This is a genomic window from uncultured Mailhella sp., from assembly GCF_905187505.1.
Taxonomy (GTDB): Bacteria; Desulfobacterota; Desulfovibrionia; order Desulfovibrionales; family Desulfovibrionaceae; genus Mailhella.
Map to the genome: position 1 here is coordinate 16,401 of NZ_CAJJIC010000013.1, position 16,307 is coordinate 32,707.

General features: G+C 62.9%; 12 protein-coding genes. 9 read left to right on the forward strand and 3 right to left on the reverse strand.

Annotated elements, in window-relative coordinates; all coding sequences use genetic code 11:
* The first annotated feature begins 55 nt into the window (after positions 1-55).
* Both QZZ60_RS02820 and lpxB read left to right on the forward strand, forming a co-directional pair.
* Positions 56-1,036, forward strand: a complete 981-nt coding sequence (locus QZZ60_RS02820; RefSeq protein ID WP_295637519.1) for a nucleoside recognition domain-containing protein — start codon at positions 56-58, stop codon at positions 1,034-1,036.
* Positions 1,008-2,159, forward strand: coding sequence for a lipid-A-disaccharide synthase (lpxB, locus tag QZZ60_RS02825; protein WP_295637522.1), 1,152 nt, complete (start codon positions 1,008-1,010; stop codon positions 2,157-2,159). Before QZZ60_RS02820 ends, lpxB begins: the two co-directional genes overlap by 29 nt.
* A gap of 165 nt (positions 2,160-2,324) precedes the next feature.
* Here lpxB and QZZ60_RS02830 read toward each other — a convergent pair whose 3' ends face one another.
* Together QZZ60_RS02830 and QZZ60_RS02835 are read right to left on the reverse strand one after the other, a co-directional pair.
* Positions 2,325-3,782 carry a catalase gene (locus tag QZZ60_RS02830; RefSeq protein ID WP_295637524.1) on the reverse strand — a complete coding sequence of 486 codons (1,458 nt, stop codon included), beginning with the start codon at positions 3,780-3,782 and terminating at the stop codon, positions 2,325-2,327.
* Positions 3,783-4,347: 565 nt separating this feature from the next.
* Positions 4,348-5,028: a septal ring lytic transglycosylase RlpA family protein gene (locus QZZ60_RS02835; protein WP_295637527.1), complete on the reverse strand. Its 681-nt coding sequence runs from the start codon at positions 5,026-5,028 to the stop codon at positions 4,348-4,350.
* Between the two features lie 437 nt (positions 5,029-5,465).
* Between QZZ60_RS02835 and QZZ60_RS02840 the strand changes: the two genes are divergently transcribed.
* On the forward strand, positions 5,466-8,582 hold the full coding sequence (locus QZZ60_RS02840; RefSeq protein WP_295637530.1) for a hypothetical protein: 3,117 nt from the start codon (positions 5,466-5,468) through the stop codon (positions 8,580-8,582).
* Between the two features lie 306 nt (positions 8,583-8,888).
* On the opposite strand, the gene QZZ60_RS02845 is transcribed toward QZZ60_RS02840, so the two are convergent.
* The gene (locus QZZ60_RS02845; RefSeq protein WP_295637549.1) at positions 8,889-9,353 is read right to left on the reverse strand and encodes a tRNA (cytidine(34)-2'-O)-methyltransferase; all 465 of its coding nucleotides are present in this window, start codon (positions 9,351-9,353) and stop codon (positions 8,889-8,891) included.
* 562 nt (positions 9,354-9,915) lie between these two features.
* On the opposite strand from QZZ60_RS02845, the gene QZZ60_RS02850 reads away from it, so the two are divergent.
* The 6 genes from QZZ60_RS02850 to QZZ60_RS02875 all read left to right on the forward strand — a co-directional run bounded on the left by QZZ60_RS02850 (position 9,916) and on the right by QZZ60_RS02875 (position 16,190).
* Positions 9,916-10,749 (forward strand): histidinol-phosphatase, encoded by an 834-nt coding sequence (locus QZZ60_RS02850; RefSeq protein ID WP_295637533.1) that lies wholly within the window; start codon positions 9,916-9,918, stop codon positions 10,747-10,749.
* Positions 10,750-10,967: 218 nt separating this feature from the next.
* On the forward strand, positions 10,968-11,828 hold the full coding sequence (locus tag QZZ60_RS02855) for a zinc metalloprotease HtpX (RefSeq protein ID WP_295637534.1): 861 nt from the start codon (positions 10,968-10,970) through the stop codon (positions 11,826-11,828).
* 153 nt (positions 11,829-11,981) lie between these two features.
* Positions 11,982-13,499 carry a hypothetical protein gene (locus QZZ60_RS02860; RefSeq protein WP_295637537.1) on the forward strand — a complete coding sequence of 506 codons (1,518 nt, stop codon included), beginning with the start codon at positions 11,982-11,984 and terminating at the stop codon, positions 13,497-13,499.
* Positions 13,500-13,618: 119 nt separating this feature from the next.
* A complete protein-coding gene (locus QZZ60_RS02865; RefSeq protein WP_295637540.1) occupies positions 13,619-14,050 on the forward strand; it encodes a glutaredoxin family protein in 432 nt (143 codons plus the stop codon).
* Positions 14,028-14,357, forward strand: coding sequence for a ferredoxin-thioredoxin reductase catalytic domain-containing protein (locus QZZ60_RS02870; protein ID WP_295637543.1), 330 nt, complete (start codon positions 14,028-14,030; stop codon positions 14,355-14,357). The genes QZZ60_RS02865 and QZZ60_RS02870 overlap by 23 nt, the downstream gene beginning before the upstream one ends.
* A 345-nt stretch (positions 14,358-14,702) precedes the next feature.
* Positions 14,703-16,190: a histidine-type phosphatase gene (locus QZZ60_RS02875; protein WP_295637546.1), complete on the forward strand. Its 1,488-nt coding sequence runs from the start codon at positions 14,703-14,705 to the stop codon at positions 16,188-16,190.
* Positions 16,191-16,307 lie beyond the last annotated feature (117 nt).

The window sequence follows — 16,307 nt, forward strand, 5'->3', positions numbered from 1 at the left end:
ATCGACGCGCGCCCCGTCCGCTCAGCCCGGAATCCGTCCCCCTACGGACCTGCCCATGACTACGCTTTTCACTCAGCTTGCGGAATGCTGGCGCGACGGACACAAGGTCGCCCTCGGCATCTTCCGCTTTCTCATTCCCATCGTGCTCCTCGTCAAGCTGCTTGAGGAAAGCGGACTCATCCCGTACGTGTCCCTGCCGCTGCGGCCCGTCATGGAGCTTGTGGGACTGCCCGCGGAAATGTGCCTTGCCTGGGTGTCGTGCATTCTCGTGAGCATGTATTCCGGCCTCATGGTGCTCATCGCCCTTCTGCCCCAGCTTCCCGGGCTCACCGTCGCGCAGATGACCGTGTTCGGCGTGCTCGTGCTCATCGCGCACAGCCTCATCCTCGAGGTGCGCATTGCCGGTCAGTGCGGCGTGTCCATGGCGTTTCAGTTCTTCCTGCGCCTCGGTTCGGGCATTCTGGCGGCCTTTCTGCTGCATCTGGTTCTCGACGGGTTCAACCTGCTTCAGGAGCAGGCCCCCATTCTTCTTTCCGCCGGAGCCACAAGTTCCCTCGGCTCATGGATCATCCAGCAGGCAAAGACGCTCGCGGAAATGTACGTCATCATCTGCGCCGTCATGCTGCTTCAGCGCCTTCTCGACGCCTTCCGCATTTCCGATCTGCTGGGCCGCCTGCTCGGCCCCGTGCTCCGTCTGCTCGGCATTTCCCCGAAGGCCGTTTCCATCGTCATCATCGGCTTCACCATGGGCCTGCTCTACGGCAGCGGCATACTCATCAGAAACGCTCGGCAGGGCACGCTTTCCCGTCAGGACGCGCTCTGCGCCATTTCCCTTCTCGGGCTCTCCCATTCCCTCATCGAGGACACCCTGCTGCTCACCCTCGTGGGCGGCAGTCTCTGGGGGCTGCTCGGCTTCCGCCTGATCTTCACGCTGGCTGCCGGAGCGCTCATCAACGCCTTCTATCCCTCCCTCCGGCGCTTTGCCGGAAGCGAAAGCGAGGATTCCCATGAAAACACTGTGGATCAATGCCGGTGAAATTTCCGGCGACCTTCAGGGCGGAGCGCTGCTTTCCGCCCTGCGCGACATCACTCCGGAAGGCGACCTGCGCGTGGTGGGCATGGGAGGCGACAACCTTGCCCGCGCAGGACAGGAAAACCTGCTTCGCGTGGAAGAGCTTTCCGTCATGGGCATCGTGGAAGTCATCACCAGCCTGCCGCGCATCTTCGGTCTTCTGCGCCGCATACGCCGGGAAATGGCGCGCGTGCGGCCCGACGCCGTGCTGCTCATCGACGCGCCGGAGTTCAACTTCCGCGTGGCGAAGATAGCCCACGCCCTCGGCATTCCCGTGTACTACTTCATTCCTCCCAAGGTGTGGGCGTGGCGCACGGGCCGCGTGAAGTTCCTGAAGCGGCACGTCAGGCGCATCTTCTCCATCCTCCCCTTCGAGGTGGACTTCTACCGCGCCCACGGCATGGACGTGACGTACGTGGGCAACCCGCTGGTGGATCTTGTGGACTATGAAGGCATACGGGACGTGGCCCCCGTGCCCCACCGCATAGGACTCATGCCCGGCAGCCGCCGCAAGGAGGTGGACTCCCTCATGCCCGCCTTCGCAGGCGCGGCGGACCTTCTGGTGAAGACGTTTCCCGACCTTGAATTTCACTGCGTGCGCGCCTCCAACTTTTCCGAAGAGTACCTGCGCTCGCTGTGGAACGTCGACGCCCCTCTCGTCATGCACGACGGCAGCGACCGCTACCGCCTCATGCGCACCTTTCAGTGCATCATGGCCGCTTCCGGCACGGCCACGCTGGAAACGGGACTTGCAGGCGTGCCCACGCTCGTGGCCTACAAGGTTTCTCCGCTCTCCTATCAGATCGCGCTGCGCGTCATCAAGGTGAAGTGGATAAGCCTGACCAACCTCATCATGAACCGCACCGTGTTCCCCGAACACATCGAAAAGGAAGCCGATCCCGCCCCCATGGCTCGGCGCGTGGAAGACTGGCTCACCCATCCGCAGAAGCTTGAGGAGATCATCCGCGATCTTGACGAACTGCGTGAGCGCTGCGGAAGCCGGGGCAGTGCCCTGCGTGCCGCCGAGGCCCTTGCCGGAGAGCTTTTTCCGCCGCTTGCCGAACGGGAAGACGCCTGCCGCTGCTGAACGGCCCGCCGGGAGAGATGCCCCGAAAGACGACGAAGCCCCCGGAACTCCGGGGGCTTTTTTCGGAAGGCGGCGGGCCTGAACGGGCACGCCGCCCTTTTTCGCCTTTTCTCCCGCCGTCAGAGACGCATGGGGCGCCTCCTTCAGCATCCGAGGGCGAGAACTTCATATCTCGTCTTCCGAAATGCCGCAGGCCCGCGCCACGCCGATGCCGTAGGCCGGATCGGCCTTGAAGCAGTGCCGTATGTGCCGCAGCTTGATGTCCTTCGGCGCATCGCCGAGCGCTCGGGCCGTGTTGCCGAACAGCGCTTCCTGCTGCCCGGGACTCATCAGCCGGAAGAGCCTGCCGGGCTGCTCAAAGTAGTCCGCGTCGTCGCAGGGATAGTCCCAGCGGGCCGCGTCGCCGCTGATCTTGAGCGGCGGTTCCGCAAACTCCGGCTGCTCCCGCCACGCTCCCAGGCTGTTGGGCTCATAGCTCGCATGACTTCCGTAATTGCCGTCCACGCGCATGGCCCCGTCCCTGTGGAAGCTGTGATAGGGACAGCGGGGCCGGTTCACCGGAATCATGTGATGATTGACCCCGAGGCGGTAGCGCTGCGCGTCGCCGTAGGAGAACAGCCGTCCCTGAAGCATCTTGTCGGGCGAAACGCCGATGCCGGGCACCAGATTGGCGGGATTGAAGGCCGCCTGCTCCACTTCGGCAAAGTAGTTTTCCGGGTTGCGGTTGAGCTCCAGCACGCCCACTTCGATGAGCGGACAGTCCTTGTGATACCAGACCTTGGTGAGGTCGAACGGATGATAGGGCAGCTTTTCGGCGTCCTGCTCGGGCATGACCTGAAAATACAGAGTCCAGCGGGGAAAGTCGCCCTTTTCAATGTGCTCGTACAGATCGCGCTGATGGCTGTCTCTGTCGCGACCGATGAGCTCCTGCGCCTCCTCGTCCGTCAGATTCTTTATGCCCTGCTGCGTCCTGAAGTGAAACTTCACCCAGAAGCGCTCATTGTCCGCATTGATGAGGCTGTAGGTGTGGCTGCCGAAACCGTGCATGTGACGGTACGAGGCCGGAATGCCGCGGTCGCTCATGACCACGGTGATCTGATGCAGGGCCTCGGGCAGAAGCGTCCAGAAGTCCCAGTTGTCCGCGGCACTGTGCATGTTGGTGCGCGGATTGCGCTTGACCACATGGTTCAGGTCAGGAAACTTGAGCGGATCGCGCAGGAAGAACACGGGCGTATTGTTGCCCACCATGTCCCAGTTGCCCTGATCCGTGTAGAACTTGACGGCAAAGCCGCGGATGTCCCTCTCGGCATCCGCCGCGCCGCGCTCGCCGGCCACCGTGGAAAAACGGGCGAACACCTCCGTCTTCTTGCCGACCTGTGCAAAAAGCGACGCCTTCGTGTACTTCGTGACGTCATGCGTCACCGTGAACGTTCCGTATGCGCCGGAACCCTTGGCGTGCATGCGCCTTTCCGGTATGACCTCACGGTCGAAATGCGCCAGCTTCTCCTGAAACCAGACATCCTGCATCAGCATGGGACCTCGGGGACCGGCAGTCAGCGCGTGATTGTTGTCGGCCACGGGCGCGCCGGCGCCGGTGGTCAGGCAGTCATTCCTGTCGGACATATGCTTTCTCCTCTGGTTTGCGCACCGCAGGGTGCAGTTGCCGCCATTGCAAAGCCCTGTGCTGACGAAAACATGGCACAGCAAAAGCATTTTGTAAACAGTAATAATTATCATTACTATTTAAAATGATTCATGTTATCCTTCCGAAGCCGTCCCGCCTGGTACGCCCATGAACCAATTTTTCAATGCTTACACCATGTTATAAAATGAAGAAAGAAGCTTCTCCCCCCGCTTTTCAGGTTCGTCTCCCCACTAAAAAAGTCGACATTCGCCACCTGCGAAGTTCCGAGGCGACGCCCCAAGACGCCGGGGCAACGATCGCCCGGAAAGCGCGGGAAACCTCTCCCGCCGAGGCGCCGTCTCGGCACGGTTCCGACAATCGGCCGTCGCAAAAAGGAAAATCCGTCTCCAAAATGCAGGCCGCAGGACGGAATTTTCCTGACGCTGCGGCAGGAGACGGACGACACAAAAGCCCCCGGGTCTTCCGACTCCGGGGGCCGTCGCGCATCGAAGAGCGGCGTCTCTCACGCGCCGCGGGGCGGTCCGCCTTTCCGGGGGCGGACGCCTACCTTTCGGCCACGGCCTGAATGGCCGGGGCCATGGAGTTTTTCTCCGCAAGCATGATGCTGGCGCCGGGGTGGGTGGTGGCCACGCGCACCAGCGCATCCTGCGATTCCTGGAAGCTGGCATACGGGCCGATGGCCATGACGCCGTCGCGCGTATGCAGCAGAGAAGCCGCGTCGTACATTCCCAGGCATATGAGCCGGCGCAGCTGCTGCGCCACGGCGTCGAAGGATACCTGAGTCTCCGCCAGCTTGACGAAGAAGGCCTGCGACCGCAACAGAGGATGTCCCTTGCTGTCTCCTACGATTTCAAGGGTCACTCGGGAAACGCCCGCCTCGGAAAGACCGAGGCTGTCGGCGGCCGCGTACGACAAGTCGATGATTCTGTTTTTGGAATAAGGTCCGCGGTCGTTGATGCGCACGATGACGCTTTTGCCGCTGGCCTTGTTTTCCACTTTGACCAGTGTGCCGAGAGGAAGCGTGCGATGAGCCGCCGTCATGGCGAACATGTCGAAGGCTTCACCCGTAGCGGTAGACTTTCCGTGATGCCAGGGGCCGTACCACGAGGCCACACCCGACTGGAAAGAGGCATCCTGGCCATAAGCCGACGGCAGAGCAAGAAGCAGGCACAAAAGCCATGCTCCGGCAAATGCCATCAGACTTCGGGAGGAAGATGATGTCATGCAGACTCCGGGTTGAGATGAAGTCACGCGGCCGATCCGTCTGCGATCCTGGCTGCGTGGAGCGGAAATCGCCCTTTTTCCTCTGCCCGCCGCGATCACTCCCGGAACGGGGCGCGGCTCCGATGCGCGAAGGCAAGCCGAAAGTCCATCCTGCGGAAGGCCTCGGGGAGCGGAGGAAAACGACGGGAATCCGGCGCGCTGAAGGCGTCTGCCGATACCCGTACACGTCTCATAGGTGCATGATTATCTCATCCGGCAGAATTTATGTCAAGCCGGTCTGTATAACAGAGCGATTTCTTCTGTAAAAGCACTGTGGCGCAGGGCTTCGGACTGCAACATTTTCCGCTCCTTTTCCCCGTTCCGCCCGTCCTGCGCCTTGCGTCCGGATGCCCGTCGTACTACTATGGAAAGCCCATTTCACTGCCGCAGGTACCGCCATGACACACCGTTCCATCCGCTTCGATCCTCAGGACTATCAGCTTCTCACCATGATCAACAGGACGGTGACGAAAAGCCAGAAAGGACTGCCCAGCCTCATGCCTCAGCTCAGCCCTTCCGGCATCATGGAGCTGGCCGTTCCCGTGGAACTGCGCATGGCCTCGGCCGTTCTGCGCCTGCTCGACACGCTCTCGGAAGGCAGGGCCGACGACAGAATAGAGGCGCTTGCCGCCCTGCGCGACGAAGTGCTCGTCATGGCGCGCACGTCGCTGCGCATCAACACGGGGCGCGTGCTCGTGCAGCTCATGAAGGAACTCGTGCGCGCCCACGGCGACTTTGAAACGCAGCTGCGCCTTGCCCACGACTTCCGGCAGGCGGCAAGCGGCCGTCACGCCGTGGTGCGCCGTCTGCTGCACCGCTACTTCATGCTCGAAATGCCCGAGGACTGGAATCAGGCCGTGTTCGACAATCACGTGCACGACGCCAACACCAAGGGGCGCAAGAACGCCACGCACCTCATCATGGACGCGTGGCTCAAGGGCATACGTTCGCTCACCGTCATCTACTACAACTACGTCTCTCCCGAAGCGGCCAGCGAGCTCATACGCGCCGCGCGCATCATGGGCATCACCGTGCGCATAGGACTTCTGTTCCACGCGCCGCACATGGGACGTCTGGTCGATCTCATCTGGATTCCCCGAGGTTTCACCAACGACGAGGACTTCATCGCCTTTCTGTCCACCCCGGCCATGTCCACGCTCATGAACGAAGGCCGCGCCGCCACGCGCTGGCTGGAAAAGCGCATTCTCCATCTGCTCGAGGACTGGAACAAGAACGAACGTCCCCGTCTGGCCTCCATGCTGCACGCCGTGCCGGCCCCTCTCGATCCGCACGACTTTCTGCTCTTTGTGGGACACGGGCAGGCCTCGCTGCTGCATCTGGCCGAATTCATCCACAAGAATCTCTTTGCCCTGCTTGAAAAACGCGCGCTCGACGTGCGCGGAGCGCTCGAATCTCCCGACACGCCGAACGAACAGCGCGCGGAGCTTCTGCAGGAGCTCAGGACGCTTGACGGATTCACCACCGAAACCGTGCTTGCCCGTCTGAACGATCCCGAACTCTTCCCCAGAACGGCCACGCTTCAGAACGCCTGCGAGTCCTCCGACTGCCCGGACCTGCTCAATCAGACGCCCCTGCACCTGCTCACGCGCCTGTGCGAGCTCAAAAGCGGCTGCCGCATCACCCTGAACCTTGCGCGCCTCACCGCCGAAGACGTGCTCAATCTGCTCTGGGACTGCCAGGGCCGCATCACGCATCTTGAGCTCTTCAACCTCAAGGACTGGCAGAACGGCGACATGGAGCATCTGCAGTCCATCAACGAGCTTCAGCGTGCCATCAACGAAGGCAGCGTGCCGAGGCTCAAGCAGATCATCATCGGCATGCTGCGCGAGGCCGGAGCCGCCCCCGGCATTTCCGAGGAAGACAGCTTCAGCACGCCGCGCGGCAGCGCCACGCTCCATTCCGCCGACGCCCCGAAGTCGCCGCGCGTGCGCAAGCTGCGCATCATTCTGCAGAACATTCCCGTGCTCTGCGGCTACTATCAGACCGCCAAGCTGTGCGCCACCATGGGCACGGACTCCACAAGCCGCCCGGGGCACCGCTACGGCATGGGCCTCGCCTATCCCGAAACGCTGCCGCTGCGCGCCCGCAGAGAACTCAACGATCCGCGCCGCTCGGCCCATCTTCTGCTGCCGCTGCGCACCGAGCTTCTCGAGCAGGTGACCTACAGTTCCGACGCCCCCGGCGAGGAACCTTCCCGTCTGGCCTCGTTCATGCGCCGACTCCCGGGACTCCGACACTTCGGCAAGAACCGTCACACGGAATGGACGCCCGTTTCGGAAAACACCGTGGTCTGCAACGGCGGCAACTGTTCCATAGCCACGGCCGACGCCGGTTCCACGCAGGGCAACATCATCACGCTCGGCGGCACGGACTCCGGCCTCTCCAACGGCTTCATGCCCGCCCCTCACGGCAGGGAAAGCCTGCTTGAAAAAAGCCGCTACCTCAACACCGGACTCGCCAACGCCCTGCGCGTCATCGTGGGCTTCATTCCCGCATGGCTCTCCTTTCTCTTCACGCAGACAGGCTGGCTCGCATGGCTCGGCGCACCGCTCTGGTTCCTCATTTCCGGCCTGCGCAACATTCTTCAGGCCGTGCTCGGCAGCGGCGGTCTGCACCGCTCCTCGGTGCTGCACTGGAAAAGCTACGTGAGCTGGTCCAGCCTGTACGTCTCGCTCATGTACAACGGACTGTCCGTGGTGCTTCTCGAACCCGTGCTGCGCTGCCACATACTGGAACAGGGCATGGGCATAAGCGCCGTCAACGCTCCCGTGGCCACCTACGCCGCGCTCATGGCCTGCTGCGGTCTCTACAAGGTGGCCACGCACCTCATGCGCGGCTTCTCCATGAAAAACATCCTCACGGACATAGGCTGCACGCTGATCTCCCTGCCGCTCGCCCTGATCATCCACGGCATTCTTCTCTTTCTCGTCACATCCGCGGGCGGCAGCCCGGAATCTCTGGCGGCCGCGGCCGTGTTCGTGGTCAAGCTCGCCTCCGACACGGTCATCGGCATCGTGGACGGCATCGTGGACAGGGAAAGCAACATCCGCAGGCGCATGGCCGACTACCGAAGCCGCCTGCACGAATCCCTCGCACTCTACGGCAAGCTTGAGGAGCTCTTCCCGGAAAAGAACGTCATGTCGCTTCTCGAAAGACCCGACGCCCTGCCCCGCACGCTGAACGCCATAGATCCGCGCCTGTGGCTCGACATGGTCATCAACGCCCTCGACCTCATGTACTTCTGGTTCTATCAGCCGAGGGCCAACTACGCCCTCGACCTCTTCGTGCGCCGCTTTTCGCGAAGCGAACGACAGGTGCTTCTGCGCATGCAGCAGATTCTCATGCTTGAGCGTGAAGTCAGCCAGCTTCTGGTGGACGGTCTCGTGGGCCGCAATTTCGCCGCGCCGCTGTCGTTCTACCTTGCCAGAAACGAAGAGTATCTGCGTCAGATGAAGGCCGTTTGCCTGCCGGAGGAACAGCATCCGCGTCAGTGATGACGGATGATGCGGGCCGAAGGCCCGAAGCAGCGAACAGGGGGAGCTCCGCACATGGACGCTCCCCTTTTTTGACGCCATCCCCAGTCGGGCGGCGGAACGAAAAGAATCCGTCCTGCGGATTCGGCCGGAAGTCCGTTCTTTGAACACGAAAGACAGCGTTCCCAGCAGGGCTGAGAAGGCCGCAGGCCGGCGCCGTGCCCTCGGGCTGCTCGCCCGTCCGCAGCAGAAACAGGCTCAAGGCGTCGAAAGGCCTTCCGGCATGAAAAAAATGGGAAAGAAGTCCCCCGTCCCGAATCTCCGGCGTCACGCCGGCCACGCGTCCAGCCCGTTCAGGGAGGCCAGAGCCATGTAGAGGATGATGCCCGCAGAGGTGGAGAGATTGAGGCTTCGTATGCAGCTTTTCACCGGAATGCGCACGTGCTCCGAGGCCATGGCCTGTACCTCGGCGGGCAGCCCCGAGGATTCCGGGCCGAAAAGCAGGCTGTCCTTCGGGGAGAAGGCGAAGCGGTGCACGTCGCTTCCGCCACGCGCGCTGGTGGATATCAGGCGTCGCCCGGCGCCGTCCGCCTGAAGATAGACCTCGAGGGAAGGCCACACGGACACGTCCACGTGCGGCCAGTAGTCGAGTCCGGCCCGGCGCAGGTGCCTGTCGTCGATGGAAAAGCCCAGAGGCTCGATGAGATGCAGACGCGTGCCCGTGCCCGCGCACAGTCTTGCGATGTTGCCGGTGTTCGGCGGAATTTCGGGATGGTACAGAACGATGTGCAGCATGACGTTTCCGAAAGAAGCCGGTTCGAAGCGCCCGGGCGAAACCAAAGAAAAACGTCCGGGCCTGAAAGCGCGGACGTCACGAAAGACGGCGGACGAATGCCCGCCGCAGCAAAAGAAACGAACATCGAAAGGCGGACGCCCGAATACGGGGCGCGTTTCGGACGAACGCGCCAGGCTGACGCGAAGGAGCCCGCCGTCACGACGGACAGACCCGCCGAGGGGACGCGGCAGAATGCCGCACCCGCATCAGTGATGCTTGTTGGGGCTCGTCTTCTTGATGTAGGTAAGGGCGCAGATCACCGAGATGATGCCGACGAAGAAGAAAAGGTAGTCCATGACGCTCTCCTGTGCTTGTGATGCCCCTGAACGGGCGAACGATGCCTGTCCACCATATCCCTTCCAGGCGCTTTCCGCAAGAGCGGCAGGGGGAAACGACGCTCCCTTTTTCCTTTCAAACGGCGGACTGGCGCCGAATCGAAGCCCGGTGCGCGCATTGCGGGCCGAAGCCGCCTGCGCTATCATGCCCCGGAAAAACCTTCACTCATGCAGGAATGACGCCATGATACGAGTCGATCTTCATACGCACACCAACCACTCCCACGCACGGGACAGCGTCCGGCAGATGTTCGAGGCCGGACAGGAAAAGGGCCTTCTCGTGCAGGGATTCTCCGAACATTCGCCGAGGCCCGAAGGCTACGACTATCCCGAGGAATACCGGGAGCACCTGGCCGCCACCTTCGACGACTATCTTGCCGAAGTGTCGGCCATGAAGGCCGAACAGGCCCCGCGCGGCATACGCGTGCTGCTCGGCCTCGAAGTGGACTGGCTCGAAGACGAAGTGCCCTATCTGCGGGAGATGACGGCGGCCCACGAGTACGACTATCTCATCGCGGGCATCCACTTTCTCGGCCGCTGGGGCTTCGATTCCGCCGCCTCCGACTGGGCGCCGCTGTCCTTCGAGGAGCGCTGCGCGCTGTACGAGCGCTACTACCGCACCATGAAGGCCATGGCCGAAACGAAGATGTTCAACATCGTGGCCCATCCCGACCTCATCAAAATCTTCTCCGTGGACGATTTTCACCGCTGGCTGGATGCTCCCGGAAGCATGGATCTCATAGGCGACGCGCTCTCGGCCGTGCGCGACGCGGGCATGGCCATGGAAATTTCCTCCGCCGGTCTGCGCAAGCCCTGCCGGGAAATCTACCCCGGACCGAAGATTCTGAAGCTCGCCAGAAATCTCGGCCTGCCCGTCACCTTCGCCTCGGACAGCCACGCCACGGAACAGGTGGCCTGGAACTTCGACACCCTTGCCCGCTGCGCCGCCGCCGAAGGCTGGAAGGAAAGTCTGGTCTTCTGCCGGGGCGACGTGACGGCCATGCCCTTCGTCGACTGAGCAACCCGCAGGGCGGCGCGCCGGTCCGTACGGCACGCCTTTTCCGCCTCAGACTTCCGTTGCGCCGGGGAAGATGCCCCGGCGCTTTTCATTTCCGTCCTTCTTCCGCCGTCATGCGCAGCTCTGCAACAATTTGCAAGCATTCCGCCCTTGGCACGGGCTCAAAGCGTGGTTATCCTTTCCTCCATGGCCTTCATGACCACAACACAGGAGCAAACATGACCAGCCAACTCAAGACCCTTCTGCTCATGGCCGGCCTTTCCGCCGTTCTCATCGTCATGGGCAGCGCTCTCGGCGGCCGTCAGGGCATCATCATCGCCCTGGTCTTCGCCGTCATCATGAACATCGGAAGCTACTGGTTTTCCGACAAGATCGTGCTTTCCATGTACCGGGCGCAGGAGCTTGCTCCGGAAGACGCGCCCATGGTGCATCAGATAGTGGAAGAGCTCGCCCGAAGAGCCGGCGTGCCCAAGCCCCGCCTTTTCATCGTGCCGCAGGAAGCGCCCAACGCCTTCGCCACGGGTCGCGACCCGGAACACGGCGTCATTGCCGTGACGCAGGGCATCATGCAGCTTCTTCCGCCGGAGCAGCTGCGCGGCGTGCTGGCCCATGAAATGGCGCACATCGCCCATCGCGACATTCTCATCCAGACCGTGGCGGGCGTGATCGCCTCGGCCATCACGGCCATAGCCAACATGCTGCAGTTCTCCATGATCTTCGGCGGCGCGCGCGACGAGGAGGGCAACAGCAATCCTCTGGCCGCCATAGCCATGATGATTCTCGGCCCGCTGGCCGCCACCCTCATTCAGATGGCCATTTCCCGCCGACGCGAATACATGGCCGACGCCTCGGGCGCCGAGTACTGCGCCGATCCCATGGCCCTTGCCGGAGCGCTGAACAATCTCGACGCCTACAGCCGACACATTCCCATGCAGGCCAACCCGGCCACGGAAAACATGTTCATCGTGTCCCCGCTCACCGGCGACACCATGCGCCGCATGTTCAGCACCCATCCCCCCATGGAGGAGCGCATAGCCAACCTTCAGGAAATGGCCCGCACCGGCCGTTATCCCGGCTAGGCGTCCTTCAGGAAGAAAGACGACCTTTCGGGGCGGAGTCCGCATTCTGCGGGCCCCGCCCTTTTTCGCGCCTCACTTTCGCCTTGCTTTTCCTCCGGCTTTACGACACCCTTTCTGCAACTTCCGGCAGCCTTTTTCCGCACAGGACTTTTCATGATGAAACCTCTCTTTTCCGCTCCCGACAGCTTTTCCCGGCGCGCGCTGGAACGGCTGTTTCCCATTCTCGACAGCGTCATGCCCATGAACGGCGCGCAGCGGCGCGACCTTGCCATGGCCTGCCGCGACCTTTCCGCCATGCTCACCACGGAGCGCAACGCCCTCGCCCGTCCGTACTGGACCTCGCCGCGTCTCACCTCGGCATATCTGCGCTATTTTCTGCCCTGGAATCTCGTGCGTCTCTCCGCCCTGCTGCCCGGCCTCGACTTCGGCCGCATTCCCGACGCACCCGTCATTCTCGACATGGGCAGCGGCCCGCTCACTCTGCCCATCGCGCTGTGGATGTCCCGCCCGGACCTTCGCGAACGTCCCGTCACGCTCATCGCAAGCGACACCACGCCCCACATTCTGGAACTCGGCCGAAAGATTTTCGACGCGCTGCGCGCCGAGCTTTTCCCCGAAAGCCCCTGGACGCTGCGCACCATGCGCGCCTCGGTCACGCAGGCCCCGCGCCGCGTGTACGCAAAGTCCGGCAGCCTGTGGATGATGAGCATGGGCAACGTGCTCAACGAAATGGAGGAACGCCGCGCGAAACCCGGACATCAGATGACGGACCGAATGCGCGAGCTTCTGGAAAGCTCCGCGGAAATGCTGTGCGAAAACGGCCTTCTCCTCTCCGTGGAACCGGGCACGAGGCAGGGCGGACGCCTTGTGGCGCACCTTCGCAAAAGTGCCCTCGGCGGCGTGGAGGAAGAACCGGAATATGAGGATCTCACGGCCTTCGCCCTGCGTGAGGAACAGGCGGGTCGACGGACGGACGAAGAGGACGACTGGGACGACGACATGGACGATTTCGGCCTGCCGCCCCTGTTCATGCCGCTTTCCCCCTGCCCCCATGCCGGAAGCTGCCCCATGCTGGACAGGCGCACCACGGCATGGTGCCACATGAACGCCCCGGCCGACCACGCGCCCGAGTCGCTGCGCGCCCTTTCCGCCCGCGCCGGTCTCGACAAGGACTCCGTCAGCCTGTCCTTCCTGCTCATGCGCAGAATGAGCCTGGAAGAAATCGAAGCGTTCACGCCCCCCGAACGACCGGAAAGCCGCCGCGTTCCCGCCCGCATCATTTCCGACGCCTTCATGGTGCCGGGCTATCCCGGACGCGCCCGCTACGCCTGCTCGCCCCTCGGCCTTTCGCTCATTCCGAACTCTTCCCATCTGCCCGCCGGCGCGCTCTGCGAAGCCCGCGTCACCCGCGAAAGAGACATGAAGTCCCGCGCCGTCATTCTTTCTCTCGAAGACGCCCCCGGCCGTTTCCGTCACGCCCCTGACGCGCGTGAGGATCGCCGCCGCGACGGACGAGGTGAAACGGCATCGCGGCGCGAACGGCCCGGACAGCGCCGGGAACGGCAGAAACGCGACGCCGGACGCTCCCCCGGGACGGACGGCGGCAGAAAAAAAAGCCCGGCAGCCTTCCGCCGCGAGGACCGCAAAGGCCGCTCCTTCCGCCGGGGCTGAAATCCCGGCATGCGCGCTTTTTCTGCGGCGCAAACACTTTGCCTCTGGCTTTTTTTCTCAAAAGGAGCATACTTTTTCCATCCGCCGCAGGCGGAGCATCCCTGCAAGGAGATCATCCCATGAATTCCACCATCGCTCTCTTGGCCGCCGTTGTCGTCATCGTCATCATCGCGGTTCTCGTTCTGCGAAAGAAGAAATCCTCCGAGCCCGGTTCCGCCAAGCCCGAGAACGAAAAGCCTCAGGGCGATCAGGAACTCTATGCTCTCGGCATGAATCCCATTTCCGAAAAGCCCATCATGTACGCCCTCACCACCTGCCAGCACTGCAAGAACACAAGAAAGTTCCTTGATGCCAACCATGTGGACTACATCGTCATCTATCTGGACGAGTATTCCGGCTCGCAGCGTTCCGATCTCATGGAAAAAGTGCGTACCTACAATCCTCGCGGAACGTTCCCCACGATTCTGGTGCCCGGGGGCAAGGTCATCGTGGGATTCCGCAAACAGCTCATGCAGGAGGCACTGCTTCATGACGCCGGAACAACTGCTTGAACATCTGGCAAAATGCGCCGAATCCAAGGGATACTACCTTCACGCCGACCATGAGCACTGTCTCGGCACGGCGGAAAGCCTGCTGGCCAACAAGGAGCGCTACGGCTACATGTGCTGTCCCTGCCGGCTGGCCTGCGCGGACAAGCAGCAGGACAGCGACATCATCTGCCCCTGTGTCTACCGCGACGCCGACATAGCCGAATACGGAGCCTGCTTCTGCTCCTTCTACGTTTCCAAGGAGCACAAGGACGACCCCGACTTCTTCCCCGACGTGGAGGAACGGCGGGATCCCTCCCGCGGACTGTAGTCCGACTTTTCTGCAAAAGCGCGCAGACGCGGACCGCCCGGCAGGGCGGCCTGCCTCTGCGCGCTTTTTTCAGACACGGCTTTCTGCCGCATCCTTCCGATCCTTCTCGCCGCAAGATTCCGGCAGCCTCCCCCCCCCAAAAAAACGTCGTCGTCCTCTGCGGTCTTTCCGCTCCCCGCGGTCCGCGGCAGAGGTGCCGGGCTCTGCCTTCCAGGTCCTGCCCGAACCGGAATGCCGGCCGGCATGACAAAAAATCCAAAAGCGGCAGGCTATAACGTCAAAATCCTTGCCCGGCTCAGCAGCGCGTGACATACTTTTTCAAAAAAAGGAAAAGGAGCTCTGATCATGCGCTGCGTTTCCGTTCTTGCCGCCGCCTGTGCAACGGCCGTCCTCAGCTTCTCCATACCCGTCCCTTCCGACGCGCAGCCCGACTCCGGGCAGAACCGGCTTCTCAAGGTAGTGGCCCTGAGCCGCCACGGCGTGCGGTCTCCCACGCAGTCTCCGGAAACGCTCTCCGCCTGGGGATCAAACGATTGGCCCGTCTGGAGCGTTTCGCCCGGCGAGCTCACCGGCCGCGGCGCGGCGCTCATCGAAGGAGAATGGACGGGGCTGCGGGAGTCTCTGGCCTTCGACGGCCTGCTTCCCGCCTCCGAATGTCCGCAGAAGGACAGCGTGTTCGTATACGCCGACAACGAGGAGCGCACTCTTGCCACGGCAAGGGCCATGCTCGAAGGTCTGGCGCCGGGCTGCGGCATGACCGTCGCTTCCGGCACAAAGGCGCGCGACCCGCTCTTTCATCCCGTACAGGGCGGCCTCATGCCCTCCCCCGCATTGTCCGCCAAGGAAAAGGACGACCTTGCCGGAGAGCTTGCCGGCGTGCGGGCCGACATGGACAGGCGCATGGCGGAACTTTCCGCCGTTCTCGGCGCCGCTTCTCCCAGACTCTGCCCTCCGGGAGAAATCTCCTGCACGCTGAGCGACATTCCCACCTCGCTCGTCTTTCCCCGGGCAGGCTCCCGGGAAAGCGTCTCTCTGCGCGGAGGACTCGCCATAGCCTCGACCGCAGCGGAACTGCTCCTGCTTGAAAGTCTGGAATGGCCGCAGCGCTCCCAGATCATTCCGGCAAGCGTTCCCGTCACGCAGCCCAAGGGTCCGGGAACGCCGGTGGAACAAAAGGCCCGCGAGATCATTCTCGCTCCCCGAAGCGACAGGCCGGGCGTCATGCCGCTGCCCTACCGGCCCCGCTGGGAACCTGCGCCCGCGTCCGTCTCCGGCGGCGACATTCTGGTGAATCCCACCACCGCGCTGCATCTTCTGCCCGTGCACACGCGCGTGCAGAACGCGCTTCAGCGCTTCCCCGCCATAGCCAGACAGGAAGGACTGCCGCTTCTGCTCTTCATGACCGAGGCCCTTGTCGGAACCTCTCCCGTGAAGGAAGCCAATGAAGCCGACCTCGTCATTCTCTCCGGACACGACACCAACATCGTCAACGTGGCGGGGCTTCTCGGCGTGCACTGGAACAACGCGCCCTTCCCCAGAGACAGCACGCCTCCCGGCTCCATGATCGTCTTCCGACTCTGGGACACCCCGCAGGGACGCATGGTTCAGGCCTCCTTCCAGTGTCAGACCACCGCGGCGCTTCTGAGCACGGATGAAAGCGTCATGGCCGAGGCCGCGCTCCGGCAGGAGCCGCTCATTCTGCCCGGTTCCTTCGCGCAGACGCCCGCAGGCCCGGGCCTTCCCGCGGATGCCTTTCTCGGCTTTGTGCACACCATGGCGGGCGAGTCGCTGGATGCCGGACTCACAAAGCTCTTTTCAGGCCGCAGGCCGTGACGAGAAGGGGCGGCACCAGCCGCCCCCCCCTGTCCGGCGAAGGCCGGCTCAGTCGACGCTTGAAAGGGGCCCCACCGGCATAGCCGGTGGTTCCTCTTATGCGCCTGTAAGGCTTTC